The sequence below is a fragment of the Streptomyces sp. NBC_01314 genome, from assembly GCF_041435215.1.
Taxonomy (GTDB): Bacteria; Actinomycetota; Actinomycetes; order Streptomycetales; family Streptomycetaceae; genus Streptomyces.
Genome location: NZ_CP108394.1, coordinates 9,179,496 through 9,204,695 on the forward strand (window position 1 = coordinate 9,179,496; position 25,200 = coordinate 9,204,695).

The window sequence follows — 25,200 nt, forward strand, 5'->3', positions numbered from 1 at the left end:
GATTCCGCAACCGTGGCTTCCACGAACGACCTCAAGAACGGCCTGGTGCTCAAGCTCGACGGGGGCCAGCTCTGGTCCGTCGTCGAGTTCCAGCACGTCAAGCCCGGCAAGGGCCCGGCCTTCGTGCGCACCAAGCTCAAGAACGTGCTCTCCGGCAAGGTCGTCGACAAGACGTTCAACGCCGGCGTCAAGGTCGAGACGGCCACTGTCGACAAGCGCGACATGCAGTTCTCCTACATGGACGGCGAGTACTTCGTCTTCATGGACATGGAGACCTACGACCAGCTCATGGTCGACCGCAAGGCTGTCGGCGACGCTGCCAACTTCCTGATCGAGGGCTTCACCGCCACCGTCGCGCAGCACGAGGGCGAGGTGCTCTTCGTCGAGCTGCCGGCCGCCGTCGAGCTCGTGATCCAGGAGACCGAGCCGGGTGTCCAGGGCGACCGCTCCACCGGTGGCACCAAGCCCGCCACCCTGGAGACCGGCCACCAGATCCAGGTGCCGCTCTTCATCACCACCGGAGAGAAGATCAAGGTCGACACCCGCACGAGCGACTACCTCGGCCGGGTGAACAGCTAACCGTGGCTGCCCGCAACACGGCCCGCAAGCGCGCCTTCCAGATCCTCTTCGAGGGCGACCAGCGCGGCGCCGACGTCCTGACCGTCCTCGCGGACTGGATCCGGCACGCTCACAACGACACCCGGCAGCCCCCGGTCAGCGAATACACCATGCAGCTGGTCGAGGGGTACTCGGAGTACGCCAGGCGGATCGACGAGTTGATCGCGCAGTACTCGGTGGGGTGGACCCTCGACCGGATGCCGGTCGTGGACCGCAACATCCTGCGGCTCGGGGCATACGAGCTGATCTGGGTCGACGCGACTCCGGACGCGGTCGTACTGGACGAGATGGTGCAGCTGGCGAAGGAGTTCTCCACGGACGACTCGCCGTCCTTCGTGAACGGCCTGCTGGGCCGTCTGAAGGACCTGAAGCCTTCGCTCCGCAGGGAAGCCGACTAGCCGACACGAGAAGCCGACCAGCCGACACGAGCGGGGAAGCGCCGTCGGGGAGCTGTGTGAGTCCGGCCACGAGTCGACTGTGGCCGATCGCGCAGTTCCCCGCCCCTCAAGAGCAAAAAACCGCCGGGGTGGTCCGAACCAATCGGTTCGGGCCACCCCGGCGGCACGTTTCTGCTGGGCGCTGCCCGGTGCGTCAGCCGTCCTCGTGGGAGACCGCGCGGCGCGCGTCGGCGTCCAGGACGCCCCAGCTGATCAGCTGCTCGGTGAGGACCGAGGGGGACTGGTCGTAGATGACGGCGAGTGTGCGCAGGTCGTCCTGGCGGATCGAGAGCACCTTGCCGTTGTAGTCACCGCGCTGGGACTGGATCGTCGCCGCGTAGCGCTGCAGCGGGCCCGCCTTCTCGGCCGGAACGTGGGCAAGGCGCTCAAGGTCCAGGACGAGCTTCGGCGGGGGCTCGGCGGCGCCACCAGGGGTCGTACCAGGAAGCAGTTCCTGCACGGGGACCCCGTAGAAGTCCGCCAGCTCCGCGAGGCGCTGCACGGTGACGGCGCGGTCGCCGCGCTCGTACGAACCGACCACGACCGCCTTCCAGCGTCCCTGGGACTTCTCCTCGACTCCGTGGAGGGAAAGGCCCTGCTGGGTGCGGATGGCCCGGAGCTTGGCCCCGAGCTGTTTGGCGTATTCGCTGGACATATAGCTCCCCGGACGAAGGCTGGTGACTCACTGTGAGGTTACGCAGCGTGACTCTGCCCCGTCAAGCCGAATGGTCCGGACCGACTCTTCCGTGGCAACCCTGATCCGTTGCGCCAGGGGGGTGATCAGGGATGTTCCTGGGGCCTGCTAACGTTGACGGCGCAATTCCGACGTCCTTTAAGGTCCGTCCCGTGAGGCGGAGAAGGAGGTCCGTTTTATATGGACTCGCAAGAATTTCCGCACGAGGACCCGCAACAGGATCCTCCGTCGTCCGATGCCCGGCCGGTGCTCGAAGGCCCCGACATCGCGCGCGTACTGACCCGCATCGCCCACGAGATCGTCGAACGCGCCAGGGGCGCCGACGACGTGGTGCTCCTCGGCATTCCGACCCGGGGCGTCTTCCTCGCCCAGCGGCTCGCCGCCAAGCTCGAAGAGATCACCGACCGCAAGATCCCGGTCGGCTCGCTGGACATCACCATGTACCGCGACGACCTGCGCATGCACCCGCCGCGTGCGCTGGCCCGGACCGAGATCCCCGGTGACGGCATCGACGGCCGTCTGGTCGTCCTCGTCGACGACGTGCTCTTCTCCGGCCGGACGATCCGCGCGGCGCTCGACGCGCTGAACGACATCGGCCGCCCGCGCGCCGTCCAGCTCGCGGTCCTCGTCGACCGGGGCCACCGCGAACTGCCCATCCGCGCCGACTACGTCGGCAAGAACCTCCCCACGTCGCTGCGGGAGACGGTCAAGGTCCAGCTCGCCGAGGAAGACGGTCGGGACACCGTCCTGCTCGGTGCGAAGCGGACCGCCCAGCAGTAGCACGCGCGCGTACGGCCCCGCGCCGTACGCCCCTTCGCGATGCCCCTGCCTGCCCGGAATCTCCTGAACTGCCTTACGGAGCCTGAAAGATGCAGCGTCATCTCATCTCGGCCGCCGACCTCACCCGCGACGACGCCGTCCTGATCCTCGACACCGCCGAGGAGATGGCCCGGGTCGCGGACCGGCCGATCAAGAAACTGCCGACCCTGCGCGGCCGTACCGTCGTCAACCTCTTCTTCGAGGACTCGACACGGACCCGGATCTCCTTCGAGGCCGCCGAGAAGCGCCTCTCCGCCGACGTCATCAACTTCTCCGCCAAGGGATCGAGCGTGTCGAAGGGCGAGTCCCTCAAGGACACCGCCCAGACCCTCGAAGCCATGGGTGTGGACGCCGTCGTCATCCGCCACGGCGCCTCCGGGGCCCCGTACCGGCTGGCGACCTCCGGCTGGATCGACGCCGCCGTGATCAACGCGGGCGACGGCACCCACCAGCACCCCACCCAGGCCCTGCTGGACGCCTTCACCATGCGCCGCCGCCTCGTCGGCCGGGACACCGGACTCGGCCAGGACCTGTCCGGCAAGCGCATCACGATCGTCGGCGACGTCCTGCACAGCCGCGTCGCCCGCTCCAACGTGGACCTGCTGCACACCCTCGGCGCCCAGGTCACCCTCGTCGCCCCGCCCACCCTGGTCCCGGTCGGCGTCGGCTCCTGGCCCTGCGAGGTCTCCTACGACCTCGACAGCACGCTCGCCAAGTCCGACGCCGTGATGATGCTGCGCGTGCAGCGGGAGCGGATGAACGCCGCGTTCTTCCCCACCGAGCGCGAGTACTCGCGGCGCTACGGCCTCGACGGTGACCGCATGGCACGGATGCCCGAGCACGCCATCGTGATGCACCCCGGCCCGATGGTCCGCGGCATGGAGATCACCGCCGAGGTCGCCGACTCCGACCGCTGCACCGTCGTCGAGCAGGTCGCCAACGGCGTCTCCATCCGGATGGCCGTGCTGTACCTGCTGCTCGGCGGCAACGAGCCCGCCGTCACCCACACCCGCACCACCGAGGAGAAGTAAGACCATGAGCAAGATCCTTATCCGTGGTGCGAAGGTGCTGGGCGGCGAGCCGCAGGACGTCCTGATCGACGGCGGGACCATCGCCGAGGTGGGTGCCGGCCTGTCCGCCGAGGGCGCCGAGGTCGTCGAGGCCGCCGGCAAGGTCCTCCTGCCGGGCCTGGTCGACCTGCACACCCACCTGCGGGAGCCCGGCCGTGAGGACTCCGAGACCGTGCTGACCGGCACGCGCGCGGCGGCCTCCGGCGGCTTCACGGCCGTCTTCGCCATGGCCAACACCTTCCCGGTCGCCGACACCGCCGGTGTGGTCGAGCAGGTCTACCGGCTCGGCCAGGAGCACGGCTACTGCGACGTGCAGCCCATCGGCGCCGTCACCGTCGGTCTGGAGGGCAGGAAGCTCGCCGAGCTGGGCGCGATGCACGAGTCGGCCGCCGGGGTCACCGTCTTCTCGGACGACGGCAAGTGCGTCGACGACGCCGTGATGATGCGCCGGGCCCTGGAGTACGTGAAGGCGTTCGGCGGGGTCGTCGCCCAGCACGCGCAGGAGCCCCGGCTGACCGAGGGCGCCCAGATGAACGAGGGCGTCGTCTCCGCCGAGCTGGGCCTCGGGGGCTGGCCGGCGGTGGCCGAGGAGTCGATCATCGCCCGGGACGTCCTGCTCGCCGAGCACGTCGGCTCCCGGGTCCACATCTGCCACCTCTCCACCGCCGGGTCCGTCGAGATCGTCCGCTGGGCCAAGTCCCGCGGCATCGACGTCACCGCCGAGGTCACCCCGCACCACCTCCTCCTCACCGACGAGCTGGTGCGCTCCTACAACCCGGTCTACAAGGTCAATCCGCCGCTGCGCACGGAGCGCGACGTGCTGGCCCTGCGCGAGGCGCTCGCCGACGGCACGATCGACATCGTCGCCACCGACCACGCCCCGCACCCGCACGAGGACAAGGACTGCGAGTGGGGCGCGGCCGCCATGGGCATGGTCGGCCTGGAGACCGCGCTGTCGGTGGTCCAGGAGACGATGGTCGAGACCGGTCTGCTCGACTGGGCGGGCGTCGCGGACCGCATGTCCTTCAAGCCGGCGAAGATCGGGCGGGCGGCCGGACACGGACGTCCCGTCTCGGCAGGTGAGCCCGCCAACCTCACGCTCGTCGACACGGCATACCGTGGGTCGGTGGATCCCGCGGGCTTCGCCTCGCGCAGCCGCAACACCCCCTACGAGGGCCGCGAGCTGCCGGGCCGTGTCACGCACACGTGGCTGCGGGGCAAGGCCACGCTCGTCGACGGGAAGCTCACGTGACACCTGTAATTCTGCTGGCCGCGCAGAAGGAATCGGCCGAGGTCACCGACTGGGCCGCGCGCATCGGCTGGGTCGTCGGACTAGGCCTCTTCGTCGCGCTGGTCTACTGGCTGATGCGCGAGGGCTGGAAGTGGCGGGGCACGCTCCAGAGCGACCTGCCCGCCCTCCTCGGCGCGCCGGACGAGCCCGGTACGGCGAAACTGGGCATGAGCGGCCGCTACCACGGCTCCACCACCGCCGGGCAGTGGCTCGACCGGATCGTGGCGCACGGCCTGGGCACCCGCAGCAGGGTCGAGCTGACGCTGACGGACGCGGGCCTGGACGTCGTACGCCCGGGAGCGACGGACTTCTTCGTCCCCGTCGAGGCCCTGCGCGAGGCCCGCCTCGACAAGGGCATCGCGGGCAAGGTCCTCACCGAGGGCGGGCTGCTGGTCGTCACCTGGGAGCACGGCGGCAAGCTGCTGGACTCCGGATTCCGCTCCGGCCGCGCGGCCGAGCACAACGAGTGGGTCGCGACCCTGAACCAGATGATCAACAAGACGGAAACGGAAGGCGCACGATGACGACCTCCACCCGGGGAGCCACCAGGGTTCCCGCCGTACTCGTCCTGGAGGACGGCCGGATCTTCCGCGGCCGTGCCTACGGGGCCGTGGGGGTGACCTTCGGCGAAGCCGTGTTCTCCACCGGGATGACCGGCTACCAGGAGACCCTCACCGACCCGTCGTACCACCGCCAGGTCGTCGTCATGACCGCCCCGCACATCGGCAACACCGGCGTCAACGACGAGGACCCCGAGTCCAGGAAGATCTGGGTATCCGGATACGTCGTACGCGACCCCGCGCGCGTGCCCTCCAACTGGCGCTCCCGGCGCTCGCTGGACGAGGAGCTGGCGCAGCAGGGCGTCGTCGGCATCAGCGGCATCGACACCCGGGCCCTCACCCGCCATCTGCGCGAGCGCGGCGCCATGCGCGTCGGCATCTTCTCCGGCAACGCGCTGCCCGACGACGGCACCATGCTCACCGAGGTCCGTCAGGCCCCCGAGATGAAGGGCGCGAACCTCTCCGCCGAGGTCGCCACCAAGGAGACGTACGTCGTCCCGGCGATCGGCACGAAGAAGTTCACCGTCGCCGCCGTCGACCTCGGCATCAAGGGCATGACCCCGCACCGGATGGCCGAACGCGGCATCGAGGTGCACGTGCTCCCGGCCACGGCGACGGCCGAGGACGTGTACGCCGTGAACCCCGACGGCGTGTTCTTCTCCAACGGGCCGGGCGACCCGGCCACCGCCGACCACCCCGTCGCCGTCATGCGGGCCGTCCTGGAGCGCCGCACCCCGCTCTTCGGCATCTGCTTCGGCAACCAGATCCTGGGCCGCGCGCTCGGCTTCGGCACCTACAAGCTCAAGTACGGCCACCGGGGCATCAACCAGCCGGTGCAGGACCGTACGACCGGCAAGGTCGAGGTCACGGCGCACAACCACGGCTTCGCCGTCGACGCCCCGCTCGATCAGGTCTCCGAGACCCCCTACGGCCGTGCCGAGGTCTCCCACGTGTGCCTCAACGACAACGTGGTGGAGGGGCTCCAGCTCCTCGACCGCCCCGCCTTCAGCGTCCAGTACCACCCCGAAGCGGCAGCGGGCCCGCACGACGCCGCCTACCTGTTCGACCGCTTCGTATCCCTGATGGAGGGCCAGCGTGCCTAAGCGCACCGATATCCAGTCCGTCCTGGTCATCGGCTCCGGCCCGATCGTCATCGGCCAGGCCGCCGAGTTCGACTACTCCGGCACCCAGGCGTGCCGCATCCTGCGGGCCGAGGGCCTGCGGGTGATCCTCGTGAACTCCAACCCGGCGACGATCATGACCGACCCGGAGATCGCCGACGCCACGTACGTCGAGCCGATCACCCCGGAGTTCGTCGAGAAGATCATCGCCAAGGAGCGCCCGGACACCCTCCTGCCGACCCTCGGCGGTCAGACGGCCCTCAACACGGCCATCTCGCTGCACGAGGCCGGGACGCTGGAGAAGTACGGCGTCGAGCTGATCGGCGCCAACGTCGAGGCCATCAACAAGGGCGAGGACCGCGACCTCTTCAAGGGCGTCGTCGAGGCGGTCCGCGCCAAGATCGGGCACGGCGAGTCCGCCCGCTCGGTCATCTGTCACTCCATGGACGACGTGCTGGGAGGCGTCGAGACGCTCGGCGGCTACCCCGTCGTCGTCCGCCCCTCCTTCACCATGGGCGGCGCCGGCTCCGGCTTCGCCCACGACGAGGAGGAGCTGCGCCGCATCGCCGGCCAGGGCCTCACCCTGTCGCCGACCACCGAGGTGCTCCTGGAGGAGTCCATCCTCGGCTGGAAGGAGTACGAGCTGGAGCTGATGCGCGACAAGAACGACAATGTCGTGGTCGTCTGCTCCATCGAGAACTTCGACCCCATGGGCGTTCACACCGGTGACTCGATCACGGTCGCGCCCTCGATGACCCTGACCGACCGCGAGTACCAGATCCTGCGGGACATCGGCATCGCCGTCATCCGCGAGGTCGGCGTCGACACCGGCGGCTGCAACATCCAGTTCGCGGTGAATCCCGAGGACGGCCGGGTGATCGTCATCGAGATGAACCCGCGTGTGTCGCGGTCCTCGGCGCTAGCCTCCAAGGCGACCGGTTTCCCGATCGCCAAGATCGCCGCCAAGCTCGCCGTCGGCTACACGCTCGACGAGATCCCCAACGACATCACCGAGCAGACCCCGGCCTCCTTCGAACCGACGCTCGACTACGTCGTCGTGAAGGCCCCTCGCTTCGCCTTCGAGAAGTTCCCGTCCGCCGACTCCTCCCTGACCACGACCATGAAGTCGGTCGGCGAGGCCATGGCGATCGGCCGCAACTTCACCGAGGCGCTGCAGAAGGCGCTGCGGTCGCTGGAGAAGAAGGGCAGCCAGTTCACGTTCGTCGGCGAGCCCGGCGACAGGGCCGTCCTCCTCGAAGAGGCCGTCCGGCCGACCGACGGCCGTATCAACACCGTCATGCAGGCGATCCGGGCGGGCGCCACGCCCGAGGAGGTCTTCGAGGCCACGAAGATCGACCCGTGGTTCGTCGACCAGCTCTTCCTGATCAAGGAGATCGCGGACGAGCTGGCCGCCGCCGAGCGCCTGGACCCCGCCCTGCTCGCCGAGGCCAAGCGGCACGGCTTCTCCGACCAGCAGATCGCCGAGATCCGCGGGCTGCGCGAGGACGTCGTGCGCGAGGTCCGGCACGCGCTGGGCGTGCGCCCGGTGTACAAGACGGTCGACACCTGCGCCGCCGAGTTCGCCGCGAAGACGCCGTACTTCTACTCCTCGTACGACGAGGAGACCGAGGTGGCCTCCCGCGAGAAGCCCGCCGTGATCATCCTCGGCTCCGGCCCGAACCGCATCGGCCAGGGCATCGAGTTCGACTACTCCTGCGTCCACGCCTCCTTCGCTCTGAGCGCCGCGGGCTACGAGACCGTGATGGTCAACTGCAACCCGGAGACCGTCTCCACGGACTACGACACCTCCGACCGCCTGTACTTCGAGCCGCTGACCCTCGAAGACGTACTGGAGATCGTCCACGCAGAGTCGCTGGCCGGCCCGATCGCGGGTGTCATCGTCCAGCTCGGCGGCCAGACCCCGCTGGGCCTCGCGCAGGCGCTCAAGGACAACGGCGTACCGATCGTGGGCACCCCCCCGGAGGCCATCCACGCCGCCGAGGACCGCGGCGCCTTCGGCCAGGTCCTCGCGGAGGCCGGTCTCCCGGCGCCGAAGCACGGCACCGCGACCACCTTCACCGGAGCCAAGGCCATCGCCGACGAGATCGGCTACCCGGTCCTCGTCCGTCCGTCGTACGTGCTCGGCGGGCGCGGCATGGAGATCGTGTACGACGAGGCCCGCCTGGAGTCGTACATCGCCGAGTCGACCGAGATCAGCCCCTCCCGGCCGGTCCTCGTCGACCGCTTCCTCGACGACGCGATCGAGATCGACGTCGACGCGCTGTACGACGGCCAGGAGCTGTACCTCGGCGGCGTGATGGAGCACATCGAGGAGGCCGGCATCCACTCCGGCGACTCGGCGTGCGCCCTGCCCCCGATCACCCTCGGCGGCTTCGACATCAAGCGCCTGCGGGCCTCCACCGAAGCCATCGCCAAGGGCGTCGGCGTACGCGGTCTGATCAACATCCAGTTCGCGATGGCCGGGGACATCCTCTACGTCCTCGAAGCCAACCCGCGCGCCTCCCGCACGGTCCCCTTCACCTCGAAGGCGACCGCCGTGCCGCTGGCCAAGGCCGCAGCCCGGATCTCGCTGGGCGCGACCATCGCCGAACTGCGGGCGGAGGGTCTGCTTCCGGCCAGCGGCGACGGCGGTGAGCTGCCGCTCGACGCGCCGATCTCCGTCAAGGAGGCCGTCATGCCGTGGTCGCGCTTCCGCGACATCCACGGGCGCGGAGTCGACACGATCCTCGGCCCGGAGATGCGCTCCACCGGCGAGGTCATGGGCATCGACTCGGTCTTCGGCACGGCGTACGCCAAGTCGCAGGCCGGCGCGTACGGGCCGCTGCCCACCAAGGGGCGTGCGTTCATCTCGGTCGCCAACCGCGACAAGCGTTCGATGATCTTCCCGGCGCGTGAGCTGGTCGCCCACGGCTTCGAACTGCTCGCCACGTCCGGCACGGCCGAGGTGCTCAGGCGCAACGGCATCAACGCCCGCGTCGTCCGCAAGCAGTCCGAGGGCACCGGCCCGAACGGCGAGAAGACCATCGTCCAGCTCATCCACGACGGTGAGGTCGACCTCATCGTCAACACCCCGTACGGCACCGGCGGCCGCCTCGACGGCTACGACATCCGTACGGCGGCCGTGGCCCGGTCCGTGCCGTGCCTGACGACGGTCCAGGCGCTCGCCGCGGCCGTCCAGGGCATCGACGCGCTCAACCACGGCGACGTGGGCGTGCGCTCTCTCCAGGAACACGCCGAACACCTGACCGCGGCCCGCGACTAGCAGCCCAGAGGGGGACACCGGAAACGGTGTCCCCCTCTGCATGAGGCTCACCGAGGCTTCAAGAGGACACTGACTCATGTACAAGTTTTTCTTCCGTCTGGTTTTCACCCGGATGGACCCGGAGGAGGCCCACTACCTGGCCTTCCGCTGGATCCGCCTCGCCGCCCGCGTCCCCGTCCTGCGCACCTTCGTCGCGGCCGCCCTGGCACCCCGCCACGAGGAACTGCGCACCGAGGCGTTCGGGCTGCGCATGCACGGCCCGTTCGGGCTGGCCGCCGGCTTCGACAAGAACGCCGTCGCGATCGACGGGATGTCGATGCTCGGCTTCGACCATGTCGAGATCGGCACGGTGACGGGCGAGGCCCAGCCCGGCAACCCCAAGACACGGCTGTTCCGCCTGGTCGCCGACCGCGCGCTGATCAACCGCATGGGCTTCAACAACGAGGGCTCGCTGGCAGTCGCCGCGCGGCTGGCCTCCCGTACGCCCGTCTTCAGGACGGTCGTGGGCGTCAACATCGGCAAGACCAAGGTCGTCCCGGAGGACGAGGCCGCCGGGGACTACGTGAAGTCCACCGAGCGCCTCGCGCCGTACGCCGACTACCTGGTCGTCAACGTCTCCTCGCCCAACACGCCAGGTCTGCGCAACCTCCAGGCCACGGAGGCTCTGCGGCCGCTGCTCACCGCCGTGCGCGAGGCCGCCGACCGCACGGTCCGCACGCGCCGGGTGCCGCTGCTGGTGAAGATCGCGCCGGACCTCGCCGACGAGGACGTCGACGCCGTCGCCGACCTCGCCGTGGAACTCGGCCTGGACGGGATCATCGCCACGAACACCACCATCGCGCGCGAGGGCCTCGGTCTGAAATCCGAACCCTCGCTGGTGAAGGAGACCGGCGGTCTCTCCGGCGCCCCGGTCAAGGACCGCTCCCTGGCGGTCCTGCGCCGCCTCTACGCGCGCGTTGGCGGCCGGATCACCCTGGTGGGCGTCGGCGGCATCGGGAACGCCGAGGACGCCTGGCAGCGCATCCTGGCGGGCGCCACGCTGGTCCAGGGCTACAGCGCCTTCGTCTACGAGGGCCCGTTCTGGGCACGCGCCGTCCACAAGGGTCTCGCCGCCCGCCTCCGCACGAGCCCGTACGCCACCCTCGCCGACGCGGTCGGCGCCGATGTGAGGAAGACGGTATGACCGAGCCCTTCGGCGCGCGGCTGCGCCGTGCCATGGACGAGCGCGGACCGCTCTGCGTGGGCATCGACCCGCACACCTCCCTGCTCGCCGCCTGGGGCCTGAACGACGACCTCGCGGGCCTGGAGCGCTTCAGCCGCACGGTCGTGGACGCGCTCGCCGACCGGGTGGCCGTTCTCAAGCCGCAGAGCGCGTTCTTCGAGCGCTTCGGGTCGCGTGGGATCGCCGTCCTGGAGAAGTCGGTCCAGGAGGCGCGGGCGGCCGGCGCGCTGGTCGTCATGGACGCCAAGCGCGGCGACATCGGCTCCACCATGGCCGCGTACGCCGAGACCTTCCTGCACAAGGACGCGCCTCTCTTCTCGGACGCGCTGACGGTCTCGCCCTACCTGGGCTACGGCTCCCTCAAGCCCGCCGTGGACCTGGCGCGCGAGAGCGGGTCCGGACTGTTCGTGCTGGCGCTCACCTCCAACCCGGAGGGCGGCGAGGTCCAGCACGCGGTACGCGGCGACGGACGCGACGTCGGCGCGACCATGCTGGCGCACCTGGCGGCCGAGAACGCGGGGGAGGCGCCCCTGGGGTCCTTCGGTGCCGTCGTCGGTGCCACGCTGGGTGACCTGTCGTTCTACGACCTGGACATCAACGGACCTCTCCTCGCGCCCGGGATCGGTGCCCAGGGAGCCACGCCGGCCGACCTTCCGGCGGTCTTCGGGGCGGCTGTGCGCCATGTGGTCCCGAATGTCAGCCGAGGTGTTCTTCGTCACGGTCCCGGCGCTGTCGCGCTGCGTGACGCGTCGGATCGTTTCGCGGACGAGATCCGAACCGCGACGGCGACCGCCTGAGACCTCCGATGAGTGCCCTAGGGGCGCTTCCCGGACGGCTTGAGTCTGAATACATTCTCAAATCCGGGGCATTATGCGGCTTATGTCCGACTCCATGGAGGCTGACCAGGACTTTTCCGCTGTTCTCGCTGACTCCGGCGGAGTTGGCCGCTAGTCTCCGAGCAGGGTGAACGGGCAAGCGTGTTGCTCGTGGCACCCCAGGTGTGGGGCGATTAGGTTCCTCACCGGTCCGTATCCGACAGTTCGACATCCGAGGTGACGTAGGCGTGGCTCTTCCGCCCCTTACCCCTGAACAGCGCGCAGCCGCGCTCGAAAAGGCCGCCGCGGCTCGCCGGGAGCGGGCCGAGGTCAAGAATCGACTCAAGCACTCCGGCGCCTCCCTGCATGAGGTCATCAAGCAGGGACAGGAGAACGACGTCATCGGCAAGATGAAGGTCTCCGCCCTGCTTGAGTCCCTGCCGGGCGTGGGCAAGGTCCGCGCCAAGCAGCTCATGGAGCGACTGGGAATTTCCGAGAGCCGTCGTGTACGCGGCCTCGGTTCCAACCAGATCGCCTCCCTGGAGCGTGAGTTCGGCAGCACCGGTTCCTGATCCCGGGTACTGCCGGGAAGGCAGTCCCGGGCACTCCGGGATTGCTGGAATAATCGCTGCATGAGTGAACGTCCGCGGCTGACCGTGCTCTCCGGCCCCTCCGGGGTCGGCAAGAGCACGGTCGTCGCCCATATGCGCAAGGCACACCCCGAGGTCTGGCTCTCGGTGTCGGCGACAACCCGTAGGCCGCGCCCTGGTGAGCGGCAGGGAGTCCACTACTTCTTCGTCACCGACGAGGAGATGGACAAGCTGATCGCCAACGGTGAGCTGCTGGAGTGGGCCGAGTTCGCCGGCAACCGCTACGGCACTCCCCGAGCCGCCGTGCTCGAACGACTGGAGCGGGGCGAGCCGGTCCTGCTGGAGATCGACCTCCAGGGCGCACGGCAGGTCCGCGAGACCATGTCGGACGCCCAGCTGGTGTTCCTGGCTCCTCCCTCCTGGGAGGAGCTGGTGCGCAGACTCACCGGGCGGGGCACCGAACCGCCCGAGGTGATCGAGCGCCGCCTGGAGGCGGCCAAGATCGAGCTGGCGGCCGAGCCCGAGTTCGACGTGACCCTGGTCAACACCTCCGTCGAGGACGTGGCCCGCGAGCTGCTAGCCTTGATGGATGTTGTGTGATCACGGGTTCTGTCGTTTTTCTGTGATCACGACCGATCTTTTCCCATCCATCGGAAGGTAGAGCGTGTCCTCTTCCATCTCCGCGCCCGAGGGCATCATCAACCCGCCGATCGACGAGCTCCTCGAGGCCACTGACTCGAAGTACAGCCTCGTGATCTACGCGGCCAAGCGTGCTCGCCAGATCAACGCGTACTACTCGCAGCTGGGTGAGGGGCTCCTCGAGTACGTCGGTCCTCTCGTCGACACCCACGTCCACGAGAAGCCGCTCTCGATCGCCCTGCGCGAGATCAACGCGGGTCTGCTGACGTCCGAGGCCGTCGAGGGCCCCGCGTAAGTCTTATCAGCGGATCGCGGTAGGTTTTTCCACAGGCCCGGCAGCGCTACTGCCGGGCCTGTGGTGTGCTCGGGGGCGCGGGGGTCCTCCCCCGGCTGTGATGCAGCATGGAGTCGTTGAGTTTTCCGAGTGCGGGGAGGCGCGGTGGGCAAGCCGAAGGTCGTTCTGGGGGTCAGCGGTGGGATCGCCGCCTACAAGGCGTGCGAACTGCTGCGCCGGCTGACCGAGTCCGGGCATGACGTCCGGGTCGTGCCGACCGACTCCGCGCTGCACTTCGTCGGCGCCGCCACCTGGTCCGCGCTCTCCGGCAACCCGGTCTCCACCGAGGTCTGGGAGAGCGTCCACGAGGTGCCGCACGTCCGTATCGGGCAGGAGGCCGACCTGGTGGTCGTGGCCCCGGCGACCGCCGACCTGCTGGCCAAGGCCGCCCACGGCCTCGCCGACGACCTCCTCACCAACACCCTCCTCACCGCCCGCTGTCCCGTCGTCTTCGCTCCTGCCATGCACACCGAGATGTGGGAACACCCGGCCACCCAGGAGAACGTGGCGACGCTGCGCCGACGGGGCGCCCTCGTCATCGATCCCGCCGTGGGCCGGCTGACCGGCGTCGACACCGGCAAGGGACGGCTGCCGGACCCCGCGGAGATCTTCGAGGTCTGCCGCCGGGTGCTGGCCCGGGGCGTCACCGAGCCGGACCTCGTCGGCCGCCACGTCGTCGTCACCGCCGGCGGCACCCGTGAGCCCCTCGACCCGGTCCGCTTCCTCGGCAACCGTTCCTCCGGCAAACAGGGCTACGCCCTCGCCCGTACGGCCGCCGCCCGGGGTGCCCGCGTCACGCTGATCGAGGCCAACACCGGGCTGCCGGACCCCGCGGGCGTGGACGTCGTACGGATCGGCACGGCGGTCCAGCTGCGCGAGGCGGTGCTCAAGGCGGCGCCGGACGCGGACGTCGTGGTGATGGCGGCGGCGGTGGCCGACTTCCGCCCCGACACGTACGCCGCCGGGAAGATCAAGAAGAAGGACGGTCAGGAGCCCGCGCCCATCGTCCTGGTGCGTAATCCGGACATCCTCGCGGAGATCTCGGCGGACCGCCCCCGCCCCGGACAGGTGGTCGTCGGCTTCGCCGCGGAGACCGACGACGTCCTCGCCAACGGGCGCGCCAAGCTGGCGCGCAAGGGGTGCGACCTGCTGGTGGTGAACGAGGTGGGGGAGCGCAAGGCCTTCGGTTCGGAGGAGAACGAGGCTGTGGTGCTGGCAGCCGACGGGAGCGAGGCACCGGTGCCGTACGGCCCGAAGGAGGCCCTGGCCGAAACGGTGTGGGACCTGGTCGCGAGCCGGCTCGACTGACAGTGCCATTCGCGTCACGTCTCCCCCGACCTCGCACATTGAGGCGTGGCGACCCTGGCGGACAGCGACGGCCATTGGGCAGAATGCACGTGCCGCAGGTCACAGAGCTCCCGAGAGGCGAGACAGGTGGGCCGGTGGCCGAGCCCGACCGATAAACTGTTCTCGGACGACGCCGGGCGCAGCCCCCGAGCACGTCCGCCAATGATCAGCCAGCAGCCGCTGCAACCCCAGGGAGCGTTGTGTCCCGTCGTCTGTTCACCTCGGAGTCTGTGACCGAGGGTCACCCTGACAAGATCGCTGACCAGATCAGCGATGCCATTCTCGATGCGCTCCTGCGCGAGGACCCCCAGTCCCGTGTCGCAGTGGAGACGCTCATCACGACCGGCCTGGTGCACGTGGCCGGCGAGGTCACGACCAAGGCATACGCGCCGATCGCCCAGCTGGTGCGCGACACCATCCTGAACATCGGCTACGACTCGTCGAAGAAGGGCTTCGACGGAGCCTCCTGCGGTGTGTCGGTGTCGATCGGCGCGCAGTCCCCGGACATCGCGCAGGGTGTGGACACGGCGTACGAGTCCCGGGTCGAGGGTGCCGCCGCAGGTGGAGAATCGGACGAGCTGGACAAGCAGGGCGCCGGCGACCAGGGCCTGATGTTCGGGTACGCGTCGGACGAGACGCCGACCCTGATGCCGCTGCCGATCTTCCTGGCGCACCGTCTGTCGAAGCGCCTGTCCGAGGTCCGCAAGAACGGCACGATCCCCTACCTCCGTCCCGACGGAAAGACCCAGGTCACCATCGAGTACGACGGTGACAAGGCGGTCCGCCTGGACACGGTCGTCGTCTCCTCGCAGCACGCGAGCGACATCGACCTGGAGTCCCTCCTCGCCCCCGACATCCGCGAGTTCGTGGTGGAGCCGGAGCTGAAGGCCCTCCTGGACGACGGCATCAAGCTGGACACCGAGGGCTACCGCCTGCTGGTCAACCCGACCGGCCGCTTCGAGATCGGCGGCCCGATGGGCGACGCCGGCCTCACCGGCCGCAAGATCATCATCGACACCTACGGCGGTATGGCCCGCCACGGTGGCGGTGCCTTCTCCGGCAAGGACCCGTCCAAGGTCGACCGTTCCGCCGCGTACGCGATGCGCTGGGTCGCCAAGAACGTCGTCGCGGCGGGCCTCGCCTCGCGCTGCGAGGTTCAGGTGGCGTACGCCATCGGCAAGGCCGAGCCCGTCGGCCTCTTCGTCGAGACCTTCGGCACGGCCAAGGTCGAGACCGACCGGATCGAGAAGGCGATCGACGAGGTCTTCGACCTCCGCCCGGCCGCGATCATCCGCGACCTCGACCTTCTCCGTCCCATCTACGGCCAGACCGCCGCGTACGGTCACTTCGGCCGTGAACTCCCCGACTTCACCTGGGAGCGCACGGACCGGGTCGAGGCACTGCGCAAGGCCGCGGGGCTGTAAGGCCTGCGGCTCCTCGGTTCTCCGACGAGGCCCGGTGTCCCTCGGGGACGCCGGGCCTCGTCGTTCTGTGATCGGCGGTTCCGGGATCGCGGGCGGCGTCGGTTGTCAGTGGCGTTTGGAAGAATGCAAGCGTGAGCAGCGAGGATGGGACGCGGGGCGGCGGCGCGGCGGGGGACGCGGTGCCGGAGCAGCTCGCGCTCGTCCGGGAGGCGGTGCGGAAGGCCAAGGTGCCGCGGGCCAAGCCGCGGACCTGGCGGGGGGCGGCGCTGGCGAAGGAGCTGCCGGTCGCCCGGGTGCTGGTCGACAAAGGTGTGCTGCATCTCGACCGGTACTTCGACTACGCGGTGCCGGAGGAGTTGGACGCCGTCGCCCAGCCCGGGGTCCGGGTCCGGGTGCGGTTCGGGGCCGGGGGGCGCAATGTCAGGGAAGGGCGGCGTGAAGGGGGCTCGCTGATCGACGGGTTCCTCGTCGAGCGGGTCGCTGAATCGGACTATCCCGGAGCCCTGGCCGCGCTCGCGCAGGTCGTCTCGCCGGAGCCGGTGCTGGGCCCAGAGCTGCTGGAGCTGGCACGGGCCGTGGCGGATCGGTATGCGGGGAGCCTCGCGGACGTGCTGCAGCTGGCCGTTCCGCCCCGGCACGCCCGGGCGGAGGCCGTGGAGATGAGCGGGCCGGCGCAGCCTCCGGTCGTGCCCGAGCCGGGGTCGTGGCTGAGGTACGAGCGCGGTGAAGGGTTCCTGCGGGCGCTGGCCGGTGGGGGTGCGCCCCGGGCCGTGTGGACCGCGCTGCCGGGGCCGGAGTGGGCCGAGGAGATCGCGCGGGCCGTGCAGGCGACGCTGGCCTCCGGGCGGGGGGCCCTTGTCGTCGTACCGGCCGGGCGACCGGCGGCCCGGGTCGACGAGGCGCTCGGGGAGCTGCTGGGGGAGGGGCGGCACGCGCTGCTGACCGCCGACGCCGGGCAGGAGCGGCGGTACCGGGAGTGGCTGGCCGTGCGGCGGGGGGCTGTACGGGCTGTGGTCGGGACCCGGGCGGCCATGTTCGCGCCGGTGCGGGATCCGGGGCTGGTCGTCGTCTGGGACGACGGGGACGCCGGCCACAGTGATGACAACGCTCCCTTCCCGCATGTGCGGGAAGTGCTGGAGCTGCGGGCCTCTCGGGACAAGTGCGCCTTCCTGCTGGGGAGTTGGAGTTGTACGGTCGAGGCCGCCCAGCTCGTCGAGAGTGGGTGGGCCGCGCCGATCGTGGCCGGGCGGGAGCAGGTGCGGGCTGCCGCGCCGCTGGTGCGGACCGTGGGGGACGGGGACCTCGCGCGGGACGAGGCGGCTCGGGCGGCTCGGCTGCCCAGCCTTGCCTGGCAGGTCGCGCGGGACGGCCTCCGGGACGGGCCCGTGCTCGTGCAGGTGCCTCGGCGGGGCTATGTGCCGAGGATGGCCTGCGCGCGGTGCCGGGAGCCCGCGCGGTGCGTGCACTGTGCGGGTCCGTTGCAGGCGCGGGACGCCGCCGGGGCCCTGCTCTGCGGGTGGTGCGGGCGCGAGGAGGCCGGCTGGCACTGCCCCGAGTGCGGGGGCTACCGGCTCCGGGCGCAGGTCGTGGGAGCGCGGCGGACCGCGGAGGAACTGGGGCGGGCCTTCCCCGCCGTGCCCGTGCGGACCTCCGGGCGGGAACATGTGCTGGACACCGTGCCGGGGACGCCCGCGCTGGTCGTGAGCACGCCGGGAGCCGAGCCGGTCGCCGAGGGCGGGTACGCGGCTGCCCTGCTGCTCGACGGGTGGGCCATGCTCGGCCGGCCCGATCTGCGGGCCGGGGAGGACGCGCTGCGGCGGTGGATCGGCGCCGCGGCGCTGGTACGGGACCAGGGGGTGGGCGGCAGGGTCGTCGTGGTCGCCGAGCCGACCCTGCGGCCCGTGCAGGCGCTTGTGCGGTGGGATCCGGTGGGGCACGCGGTGCGGGAACTCGCCGAGCGGGCCGAGCTGGGGTTTCCGCCGGTGTCACGGATGGCCGCCGTGTCCGGGACCGCTCAGGCCGTGGTCGATTTTCTGGGGGCCCTCGAACTGCCCTCGGACGCCGAGGTGTTGGGGCCTGTACCCATGGCCGGGCCGGCCTCCGGATCCGGCGCCCGGTCCGGCGCCGGTTCCGCTGCGGATGCGGGGAGGGCACGGCGGGCGGGGGCGCCGTCGGCGGGGGAGCAGGGGGAGCGGGCGTTGATCCGGGTGCCGCCGGGGAGCGGGGCGGCGCTGGCCGCCGCGTTGAAGAGTGCGCAGGCGGCGCGGATGGCGCGTGGGGTGAGTGAGAGCGAGCGGGTGCGGATTCGGGTGGATCCGCCGGACATCGGGTGAGTGGCCCACCGGCGCGTGCCGGCTGATGGCCGGGCGTGCGGGCGTGCGACTGCCTCCCGGTGGGGGACCGGGAGGCAGACAGGGGTCGGTCAGCCGTTGCGCGGGCCGGGGAAGGCCGTGGGCCTGACGTCGTCGCGGAGGGTGGGGCTGCCCGCTGTCGGCTGGGTCGGCATGTGCGCGGGCATCGGGGCCGGCATCGAGCGGGCCGCGGGGACCGTGGGGACCGCGGGGATGCCGGAGCCGACGTTGACGGTGCGGGAGCTCTGGGGATCTCCCGTACGCTCAGCCTCCGCGGCGGCCTGGGCGGCTGCGCGGCGGGCACCGTAACGGCGGTGTACGGCCTGCTTGGTGACCCCGAGGGCCGAGCCCACCGCGTCCCACGAGAAACCGAGTGAGCGGTCGAAGTCCACGGCGGCCGTGACCAGGGTCTCGACACTGTCCCGCAGCTCCTGGGCGAGGCGGACGGTCGGGGCGGGCGCGCGTCCGTAGACGACGAAGCCCGTGGAGGGACCGGAGCGGCGCGGGCGGTAGACGTTGCCCAACTGGGCGGTGAGGGTGCGCAGTGCGTCCACCTGCCGGCGGACCCGCTCGATGTCCCGCACCAGCAAGTGCAGGCTGGCCCGAGCCTGGGCGTCGTGGGTTGCGTGGTCGGCCATGAACAAGCCTCTCGAACCGGCGTTGAAAAGGGGAAGTGCCGCGATTGCGGCCCGTAGTGGTCAACTCTTTCTTGACCAACGCGAATTCGCTCCGCTGGTAACGGGGTGGGGGCGTGGGGGCATATGCGCGGGGCGCGTGGGTGGGGGTGCGCCCCTGCCGTCGCTGGGCTCCGACCGGCGTCTCCCACCCGTGCGTCGCCCGTTGTTCTCCCCGAAGAAGTGCGGTTTCCCGTGGGGCCGAAGGCCGTTGGCGGCTGCGGGCGGTCGGTGCGTCGCGGCATAGACTGGTGTGTTGTCCCGCGTCGTCGCGCGTGGGGCGTACGAACTTCCGTGCGAGAGGCCGTCAGTCATCCATGAAGCTTGTCTTCGCTGGTACCCCAGAGGTCGCTGTTCCCGCGTTGGACGCGTTGATCGCGTCGGGGAGGCATGAGGTGGCCGCGGTCGTGACGCGGCCGGACGCGCCTGCGGGGCGGGGGCGGCGGCTGGTCGCGAGCCCGGTGGCGCAGCGGGCGGAGGAGGCGGGCATCGAGGTGCTGAAGCCGCACCGGCCCCGGGACGAGGCGTTCCTCGCACGGCTCAGGGAGATCGCCCCCGACTGCTGTCCTGTCGTCGCCTACGGGGCCCTGCTGCCCCGGGTCGCCCTCGATGTGCCCGCCCAGGGGTGGGTCAACCTGCACTTCTCCCTGCTGCCCGCCTGGCGGGGCGCCGCTCCCGTGCAGCACTCGATCATGGCGGGGGACGAGATCACCGGGGCGTCCACCTTCCTGATCGAGGAGGGGCTCGACTCCGGGCCCGTGTACGGGACGGTCACCGAGGAGATCCGGCCGACGGACACGAGCGGTGATCTGCTGACCCGGCTCGCCTTCGCCGGGTCCGGGCTGCTCGCCGCCACCATGGACGGGATCGAGGACGGGACCCTGAAGGCCGTGCCCCAGCCCGCCGACGGGATCACCCTCGCGCCCAAGATCACCGTGGAGGACGCCCGGGTCGACTGGGCCACGCCCGCGCTGCGCGTCGACCGGGTCGTGCGTGGCTGCACGCCCGCGCCGGGCGCCTGGACGACGTTCCGCGGTGAGCGTCTGAAGCTCATCCAGGTCGTGCCCGTTCTCGAGCGGACCGGTCTGGCCCCGGGCGCGCTCGACGTCGGCAAGAACAACGTGTACGTCGGGACCGGCTCGTACGCCGTGGAACTGCTCTGGGTGCAGGCGCAGGGCAAGAAGCCGATGCGGGCCGCCGACTGGGCGCGCGGGGTGCGGATCGAGTCCGGCGAGTCCGTCGGCGACTGAAGCGTCGCAGAGCGACCGACAGGGAGCGACCCGTCGGAGACCGGCCGGGACCAGCGCCCGGCAGAGCCCATCGCCACCGTGCCCGCAGGCCCACGCGGCCGACACCCGGCGGTTCGTCCCCGCGGCGTACCCTGGGCGTGGCATCTCGACCCGTATCCGGAGCACCTTTTTCGTGAGTGAGCAGTCCCGGCGTCCGCGTAAGCCGTACCGCCGTCCCCAGAAGGATCCTGTCCGCATGCTCGCCTTCGAGGCGCTCAGGGCCGTGGACGAGAGGGACGCGTACGCGAACCTCGTCATGCCGCCGCTGCTGCGCAGGGCGCGGGAGAAGGAGGGCCCCGACAAGTTCGACGGACGGGACGCGGCCCTCGCGACCGAGCTGGTGTACGGGACACTGCGGCGGCAGGGGACCTACGACGCGATCATCGCCGAGTGCGTGGACCGGCCGTTGCGCGAGGTCGACCCGCCGGTGCTCGATGTGCTGAGCCTCGGTGCGCATCAGCTGCTGGGGACGCGGATCCCCACCCATGCCGCCGTGTCCGCCTCCGTCGATCTCGCGCGGGTCGTGCTCGGGGACGGGCGGGCCAAGTTCGTGAACGCCGTGCTGCGCAAGATCGCGCAGCACGATCTCGACGGGTGGCTGGAGCGGGTCGCGCCGCCCTACGACGACGATCCGGAGGATCACCTCGCCGTCGTGCACTCGCACCCGCGCTGGGTCGTCTCCGCGCTCTGGGACTCCCTCGGCGGCGGACGCGCCGGGATCGAGGACCTGTTGGAGGCCGACAACGAGCGGCCCGAGGTCACCCTCGTCGCCCGGCCCGGCCGGTCCACCACCGAGGAACTGCTCCGGGAGGAGGCCGCGGTGGCGGGGCGCTGGTCGCCGTACGCCGTGCGGCTCTCCGAGGGCGGGGAGCCGGGTGCCGTGGACGCCGTACGGGAAGGCCGTGCGGGTGTGCAGGACGAGGGCAGCCAGCTCGTGGCGCTCGCCCTCGCCAACGCCCCGGTGGAGGGGTCCGACAAGGCGTGGCTCGACGGGTGTGCCGGGCCCGGCGGCAAGGCCGCGCTGCTCGCCGCCCTCGCCGCCGAGCGCGGGGCCGTGCTGCTCGCCTCCGAGAAGCAGCCGCACCGGGCGGGGCTCGTCGCGAAGGCGCTGCACGGCAATCCCGGGCCGTACCAGGTGATCGCCGCCGACGGGACCCGTCCGCCCTGGCGGCCCGGCGCGTTCGACCGGGTGCTGATGGACGTGCCCTGTACGGGGCTGGGGGCCCTGCGGCGGCGGCCCGAGGCCCGTTGGCGGCGACGGCCCGAGGACCTGGAGGGGTTCGCCCCGCTCCAGCGCGCGCTGCTGCGGACCGCGCTGGAGTCCGTACGGGTCGGCGGGGTCGTCGGCTATGCGACCTGTTCGCCCCACCTCGCCGAGACCCGCGCGGTCGTCGACGACGTGCTCAAGCACTACGGCGGCGCGGCCGACCTCATCGACGCGCGGCCCCTGCTGGAGGGTGTACCGGCGCTGGGCGAGGGCCCCGACGTACAGCTGTGGCCGCATCTGCACGGGACGGATGCCATGTATCTGGCCCTGATCCGCCGGGTCGCGTAACACCTCTCACTTGTCAGCCGCCCGGACCCGCGGCGCTGCCCGCCGGTTCCTTCGGCGGTGCCGCGCCGCCGTCCTCGTGGGCCAGCCGGTGGGGCCACCACACCTTCGGTCCGACGTCCAGGAACAGGGACGTGACCAGCACGGACCGCACGATGAGGGTGTCCAGGAGGACGCCCAGGGCCACCGCGAAGCCGATCTCGGCGAAGGCGACCATGGGGAGCGTGCCGAGGGCGGCGAAGGTGCCGGCGAGGACCAGGCCGGCCGAGGTGATCACCGCGCCCGTCGTCGCGAGGCCGGTCACCACGGCCTTGCGGGTGCCCTGGTGGGCGGCCTCCTCGCGGATACGGGTGGTCAGGAAGATGTTGTAGTCGATGCCCAGGGCGACCAGGAACACGAAGACGAACAGCGGGAAGTCGGTCGACTCGCCCGCGTAGTCGAAGAGGTGTCTGAAGGCGAGCGCGCTGATGCCCAGCGCGGCGGCGAAGGACAGGATCACCGTCCCGATCAGCAGGAGTGGGGCGATCAGGGCGCGGAGCAGGGCACAGAGGATCAGCATGACCACGACCAGCACCATCGGGATGATCAGGATGTTGTCGTGGGTCGTCGCCTCGTCCATGTCCAGCAGGGCCGCCGTACCGCCGCCCACCTGGGCGTCGGCGTCCGGCACGTCGTGCACCGCGTCCCGGACCCGTTCGACGGTCTCCTTCGCCGCCTCGCTGTCGGCGGGGTCGGACATGGTGGCCTCGAAGAGGACCTGGCCCTCGTGGGCGGGTTTCGTGCCGGGTGGAAGGCCGAGCGAGTCCGCCACGACGCCTTCCGTGTCGGCGACCACGCGGCCCACCTCCCGGGCCTGCGCCTGGTTGCTGATGATCACGAGGGGGTCGCCGCTGCCCGCCGGGAAGTAGCGTGCCGAGACCTCCTGGCCGACGATCGAGTCCGGTTTCCCGGTGAAGGCGTCCGCGTTGCCGATGCCCTCGGCGCGCAGCTGGATCAGGCCCAGCGAGCACACGGCCAGGGCGGCCGCCGTGGCGACCCAGACCACGCGGGGGCGGCGGGAGAAACGGCGGCCCATGCGGGCCCACATGCCGTGTTCGGTCGGGTCGGCGCTGCCGAGGTGCGGGATCACCGGCCAGAAGATCCAGCGGCCGAAGATCACCAACAGGGCGGGGAACAGCGTCATCATCGCGAGGAGGGCGACCGCGACACCGATGGCCGCCACCGGGCCCAGACCGCTCGTCGAGTTCATCTCGGCGGCCAGCAGGACCAGCATGCTCAGGACGACCGTCGCGCCGGACGCCAGCACCGCCGGGCCCGCCCGGTGCAGGGCGAGGGCCATCGCCTCGTGGCGGTCCTCGTGGCGGCGCAGCTCCTCGCGGTAGCGGGCCACGAGCAGCAGGGCGTAGTCGGTGCCCGCACCGAAGACGAGGACGGTGAGGATGCCCGCGCTCTGGCCGTTCACGGTCAATCCGGTGTGTTCCGCCAGCAGATAGATCAGGGCCTGGGCCGTGAACAGGGCGGCGATGACCCCGATCAGGGGGACCAGGATGAGGGTCGGACTGCGGTAGGTGAGCAGGAGCATCACGATGACGACGGTCATCGCCGACATCAGCAGCGTGGAGTCGATGCCCTCGAAGGCCTCGGAGAAGTCGGCGGACGTACCGCCCGGGCCCGTGATGTGCACGGCGAGCCCGCCGCCCTCCGCCCCGTTTTTCCCGCCGCCCTCCCCGACGGACTCCCGGATCGAGTCGACCGCGGGCGCGATCCGTTCCCAGCCCTTCTCGTCCATCGTGATCGGGACATAGACCTGGGCCGCCCTCGGGTCGACCGCGCGGTCGTAGACGGGGCCTCGGGTCCGGTCGCCGATGATCCCGTGGGCGGTCAGCTGCCTGAGTTCCCGTACGTCCGCCTCGATGCGCGTCCGGTCCTCGGCCGTGAGGCCGCTCTCGCGGGCGTACACGACCACGGCCGGGATCTGCTCGGGCCGGAACTCCTCGGAGATCTCCAGGACCTGGGTGGACTCGGCCGAGCCCGGCAGCCAGGAGGCGGCGTCGTTGTCCTGGGCGTCGGTGAGCTTCGTCGCGAACGGCGCCGTCACGAAGAGCGCCACCAGCCACAGCACCAGCACGACCCACTTGGCACGCCGCCCGCAGACGAGATGCCCGATGCCCCGGTTGCCTGTCATGGCCACCTCCACAACCGTGCCGCTTCAGGGGTGCGGGACTGTGACATGTGCGGCTCCGCCGGGTGGACGCGAGTGACGACGGACGGTCCGCGGCCGAGATACCACCGTCCCCACCCGAGACCGATGCCCGCAACCCCCGGCGGACGTGGCAGGCTTGGCCCATGGCCGCGCAGATCAACCCAAGCATCCTGTCCGCCGACTTCGCCCGTCTCGCCGACGAGGCGAAGGCGGTCGAAGGCGCAGACTGGCTCCATGTAGACGTGATGGACAACCATTTCGTCCCGAACCTCACGCTCGGTGTGCCGGTCGTGGAGTCCCTGGCCCGTGCGACGGCGACGCCGCTGGACTGCCATCTGATGATCGAGGCCCCCGATCGGTGGGCGCCCCAGTACGTGGAAGCGGGTGCCGGCTCCGTCACCTTCCATGTCGAGGCTGCCGCCGCACCGGTGCGGCTCGCCCGCGAGATCCGGGCCAAGGGAGCCAGAGCCTCCATGGCGCTCAGGCCGGCGACGCCGATCGAGCCGTTCGAGGACCTGCTGCCCGAGCTCGACATGGTGCTGATCATGACGGTCGAACCGGGCTTCGGTGGCCAGGCCTTTCTCGACATCATGCTCCCCAAGATTCGCCGGACCCGCGAGTTGATCAGCAAGCACGGCCTCGACCTGTGGCTGCAGGTCGACGGTGGTGTCGCCGCGTCCACCATCGAGCGCTGCGCCGAGGCGGGCGCCGACGTCTTCGTCGCCGGTTCCGCGGTGTACGGGGCGGACGACCCGGCCGAGGCGGTGCGCGCGCTGCGGGCCCGGGCGGAGGCCACGACGGCAGCCGCCGGGTGGGCCTGCGGCCACTGAATCAAAGGGGTACGGCTGTGCGAACACCGAGGTGAGC

22 protein-coding genes are annotated in these 25,200 nt (G+C 70.8%); 19 read left to right on the forward strand and 3 right to left on the reverse strand.

Annotation, left to right across the window (positions count from 1 at the left end):
* Positions 1-12 precede the first annotated feature (12 nt).
* Both efp and nusB read left to right on the forward strand, forming a co-directional pair.
* A complete protein-coding gene (efp, locus tag OG622_RS40435; RefSeq protein ID WP_005485474.1) occupies positions 13-579 on the forward strand; it encodes an elongation factor P in 567 nt (188 codons plus the stop codon).
* A 2-nt stretch (positions 580-581) separates the two neighbouring features.
* On the forward strand, positions 582-1,016 hold the full coding sequence (nusB, locus tag OG622_RS40440) for a transcription antitermination factor NusB (RefSeq protein WP_371581641.1): 435 nt from the start codon (positions 582-584) through the stop codon (positions 1,014-1,016).
* 193 nt (positions 1,017-1,209) lie between these two features.
* On the opposite strand, the gene bldD is transcribed toward nusB, so the two are convergent.
* On the reverse strand, positions 1,210-1,710 hold the full coding sequence (gene bldD, locus OG622_RS40445; protein ID WP_069761463.1) for a transcriptional regulator BldD: 501 nt from the start codon (positions 1,708-1,710) through the stop codon (positions 1,210-1,212).
* 219 nt (positions 1,711-1,929) lie between these two features.
* On the opposite strand from bldD, the gene pyrR reads away from it, so the two are divergent.
* From pyrR to OG622_RS40515, 14 genes are all read left to right on the forward strand, one after another.
* A complete protein-coding gene (gene pyrR / locus OG622_RS40450) occupies positions 1,930-2,529 on the forward strand; it encodes a bifunctional pyr operon transcriptional regulator/uracil phosphoribosyltransferase PyrR (RefSeq protein ID WP_371581643.1) in 600 nt (199 codons plus the stop codon).
* A gap of 89 nt (positions 2,530-2,618) precedes the next feature.
* Complete coding sequence (locus OG622_RS40455) at positions 2,619-3,599, forward strand: aspartate carbamoyltransferase catalytic subunit (RefSeq protein ID WP_371581645.1); 981 nt, start codon at positions 2,619-2,621, stop codon at positions 3,597-3,599.
* A gap of 4 nt (positions 3,600-3,603) precedes the next feature.
* Positions 3,604-4,890 carry a dihydroorotase gene (locus OG622_RS40460; protein ID WP_371581647.1) on the forward strand — a complete coding sequence of 429 codons (1,287 nt, stop codon included), beginning with the start codon at positions 3,604-3,606 and terminating at the stop codon, positions 4,888-4,890.
* Positions 4,887-5,453, forward strand: coding sequence for a hypothetical protein (locus OG622_RS40465; RefSeq protein ID WP_371581649.1), 567 nt, complete (start codon positions 4,887-4,889; stop codon positions 5,451-5,453). Before OG622_RS40460 ends, OG622_RS40465 begins: the two co-directional genes overlap by 4 nt.
* A complete protein-coding gene (carA, locus tag OG622_RS40470) occupies positions 5,450-6,592 on the forward strand; it encodes a glutamine-hydrolyzing carbamoyl-phosphate synthase small subunit (RefSeq protein WP_371581650.1) in 1,143 nt (380 codons plus the stop codon). Before OG622_RS40465 ends, carA begins: the two co-directional genes overlap by 4 nt.
* Entirely contained in the window at positions 6,585-9,893 is a 3,309-nt protein-coding gene (gene carB / locus OG622_RS40475) for a carbamoyl-phosphate synthase large subunit (protein ID WP_371581652.1), read from the forward strand. Before carA ends, carB begins: the two co-directional genes overlap by 8 nt.
* Before the next feature lie 76 nt (positions 9,894-9,969).
* Positions 9,970-11,076 carry a quinone-dependent dihydroorotate dehydrogenase gene (locus tag OG622_RS40480; RefSeq protein WP_371581654.1) on the forward strand — a complete coding sequence of 369 codons (1,107 nt, stop codon included), beginning with the start codon at positions 9,970-9,972 and terminating at the stop codon, positions 11,074-11,076.
* Complete coding sequence (pyrF, locus tag OG622_RS40485) at positions 11,073-11,912, forward strand: orotidine-5'-phosphate decarboxylase (RefSeq protein ID WP_371581656.1); 840 nt, start codon at positions 11,073-11,075, stop codon at positions 11,910-11,912. The genes OG622_RS40480 and pyrF overlap by 4 nt, the downstream gene beginning before the upstream one ends.
* Before the next feature lie 266 nt (positions 11,913-12,178).
* On the forward strand, positions 12,179-12,502 hold the full coding sequence (locus tag OG622_RS40490; RefSeq protein ID WP_147977088.1) for an integration host factor: 324 nt from the start codon (positions 12,179-12,181) through the stop codon (positions 12,500-12,502).
* A 60-nt stretch (positions 12,503-12,562) separates the two neighbouring features.
* Complete coding sequence (gene gmk, locus OG622_RS40495) at positions 12,563-13,120, forward strand: guanylate kinase (RefSeq protein WP_371581658.1); 558 nt, start codon at positions 12,563-12,565, stop codon at positions 13,118-13,120.
* 64 nt (positions 13,121-13,184) lie between these two features.
* A complete protein-coding gene (rpoZ, locus tag OG622_RS40500) occupies positions 13,185-13,454 on the forward strand; it encodes a DNA-directed RNA polymerase subunit omega (RefSeq protein ID WP_005485492.1) in 270 nt (89 codons plus the stop codon).
* 144 nt (positions 13,455-13,598) lie between these two features.
* A complete protein-coding gene (gene coaBC / locus OG622_RS40505) occupies positions 13,599-14,801 on the forward strand; it encodes a bifunctional phosphopantothenoylcysteine decarboxylase/phosphopantothenate--cysteine ligase CoaBC (RefSeq protein ID WP_371581660.1) in 1,203 nt (400 codons plus the stop codon).
* Positions 14,802-15,040: 239 nt separating this feature from the next.
* On the forward strand, positions 15,041-16,264 hold the full coding sequence (metK, locus tag OG622_RS40510) for a methionine adenosyltransferase (protein WP_371581661.1): 1,224 nt from the start codon (positions 15,041-15,043) through the stop codon (positions 16,262-16,264).
* Between the two features lie 131 nt (positions 16,265-16,395).
* Positions 16,396-18,597 (forward strand): primosomal protein N', encoded by a 2,202-nt coding sequence (locus tag OG622_RS40515; RefSeq protein WP_371581663.1) that lies wholly within the window; start codon positions 16,396-16,398, stop codon positions 18,595-18,597.
* 89 nt (positions 18,598-18,686) lie between these two features.
* Here the strand turns inward: OG622_RS40515 and OG622_RS40520 are convergent, their stop codons facing one another.
* Positions 18,687-19,253, reverse strand: a complete 567-nt coding sequence (locus OG622_RS40520; protein ID WP_371581665.1) for a hypothetical protein — start codon at positions 19,251-19,253, stop codon at positions 18,687-18,689.
* A gap of 353 nt (positions 19,254-19,606) precedes the next feature.
* On the opposite strand from OG622_RS40520, the gene fmt reads away from it, so the two are divergent.
* Both fmt and OG622_RS40530 read left to right on the forward strand, forming a co-directional pair.
* The gene (fmt, locus tag OG622_RS40525; protein WP_371581667.1) at positions 19,607-20,539 is read left to right on the forward strand and encodes a methionyl-tRNA formyltransferase; all 933 of its coding nucleotides are present in this window, start codon (positions 19,607-19,609) and stop codon (positions 20,537-20,539) included.
* 172 nt (positions 20,540-20,711) lie between these two features.
* Positions 20,712-22,133: an RsmB/NOP family class I SAM-dependent RNA methyltransferase gene (locus OG622_RS40530; RefSeq protein WP_371581669.1), complete on the forward strand. Its 1,422-nt coding sequence runs from the start codon at positions 20,712-20,714 to the stop codon at positions 22,131-22,133.
* A 13-nt stretch (positions 22,134-22,146) separates the two neighbouring features.
* On the opposite strand, the gene OG622_RS40535 is transcribed toward OG622_RS40530, so the two are convergent.
* Positions 22,147-24,315, reverse strand: coding sequence for an MMPL family transporter (locus tag OG622_RS40535; RefSeq protein ID WP_371581670.1), 2,169 nt, complete (start codon positions 24,313-24,315; stop codon positions 22,147-22,149).
* 161 nt (positions 24,316-24,476) lie between these two features.
* On the opposite strand from OG622_RS40535, the gene rpe reads away from it, so the two are divergent.
* Positions 24,477-25,163, forward strand: a complete 687-nt coding sequence (gene rpe, locus OG622_RS40540) for a ribulose-phosphate 3-epimerase (RefSeq protein ID WP_371581672.1) — start codon at positions 24,477-24,479, stop codon at positions 25,161-25,163.
* Positions 25,164-25,200: the final 37 nt, after the last annotated feature.

Excerpts from the sequence above, each read along its gene's own strand:
- bldD (WP_069761463.1), bottom strand. The coding sequence starts at position 1,710 with ATGTCCAGCGAATACGCCAAACAGCTCGGGGCCAAGCTCCGGGCCATC.
- pyrR (WP_371581643.1), top strand. The coding sequence starts at position 1,930 with ATGGACTCGCAAGAATTTCCGCACGAGGACCCGCAACAGGATCCTCCG.
- OG622_RS40455 (WP_371581645.1), top strand. The coding sequence starts at position 2,619 with ATGCAGCGTCATCTCATCTCGGCCGCCGACCTCACCCGCGACGACGCC.
- OG622_RS40460 (WP_371581647.1), top strand. The coding sequence starts at position 3,604 with ATGAGCAAGATCCTTATCCGTGGTGCGAAGGTGCTGGGCGGCGAGCCG.
- carA (WP_371581650.1), top strand. The coding sequence starts at position 5,450 with ATGACGACCTCCACCCGGGGAGCCACCAGGGTTCCCGCCGTACTCGTC.
- OG622_RS40480 (WP_371581654.1), top strand. The coding sequence starts at position 9,970 with ATGTACAAGTTTTTCTTCCGTCTGGTTTTCACCCGGATGGACCCGGAG.
- pyrF (WP_371581656.1), top strand. The coding sequence starts at position 11,073 with ATGACCGAGCCCTTCGGCGCGCGGCTGCGCCGTGCCATGGACGAGCGC.
- gmk (WP_371581658.1), top strand. The coding sequence starts at position 12,563 with ATGAGTGAACGTCCGCGGCTGACCGTGCTCTCCGGCCCCTCCGGGGTC.
- OG622_RS40520 (WP_371581665.1), bottom strand. The coding sequence starts at position 19,253 with ATGGCCGACCACGCAACCCACGACGCCCAGGCTCGGGCCAGCCTGCAC.
- fmt (WP_371581667.1), top strand. The coding sequence starts at position 19,607 with ATGAAGCTTGTCTTCGCTGGTACCCCAGAGGTCGCTGTTCCCGCGTTG.
- OG622_RS40535 (WP_371581670.1), bottom strand. The coding sequence starts at position 24,315 with ATGACAGGCAACCGGGGCATCGGGCATCTCGTCTGCGGGCGGCGTGCC.
- rpe (WP_371581672.1), top strand. The coding sequence starts at position 24,477 with ATGGCCGCGCAGATCAACCCAAGCATCCTGTCCGCCGACTTCGCCCGT.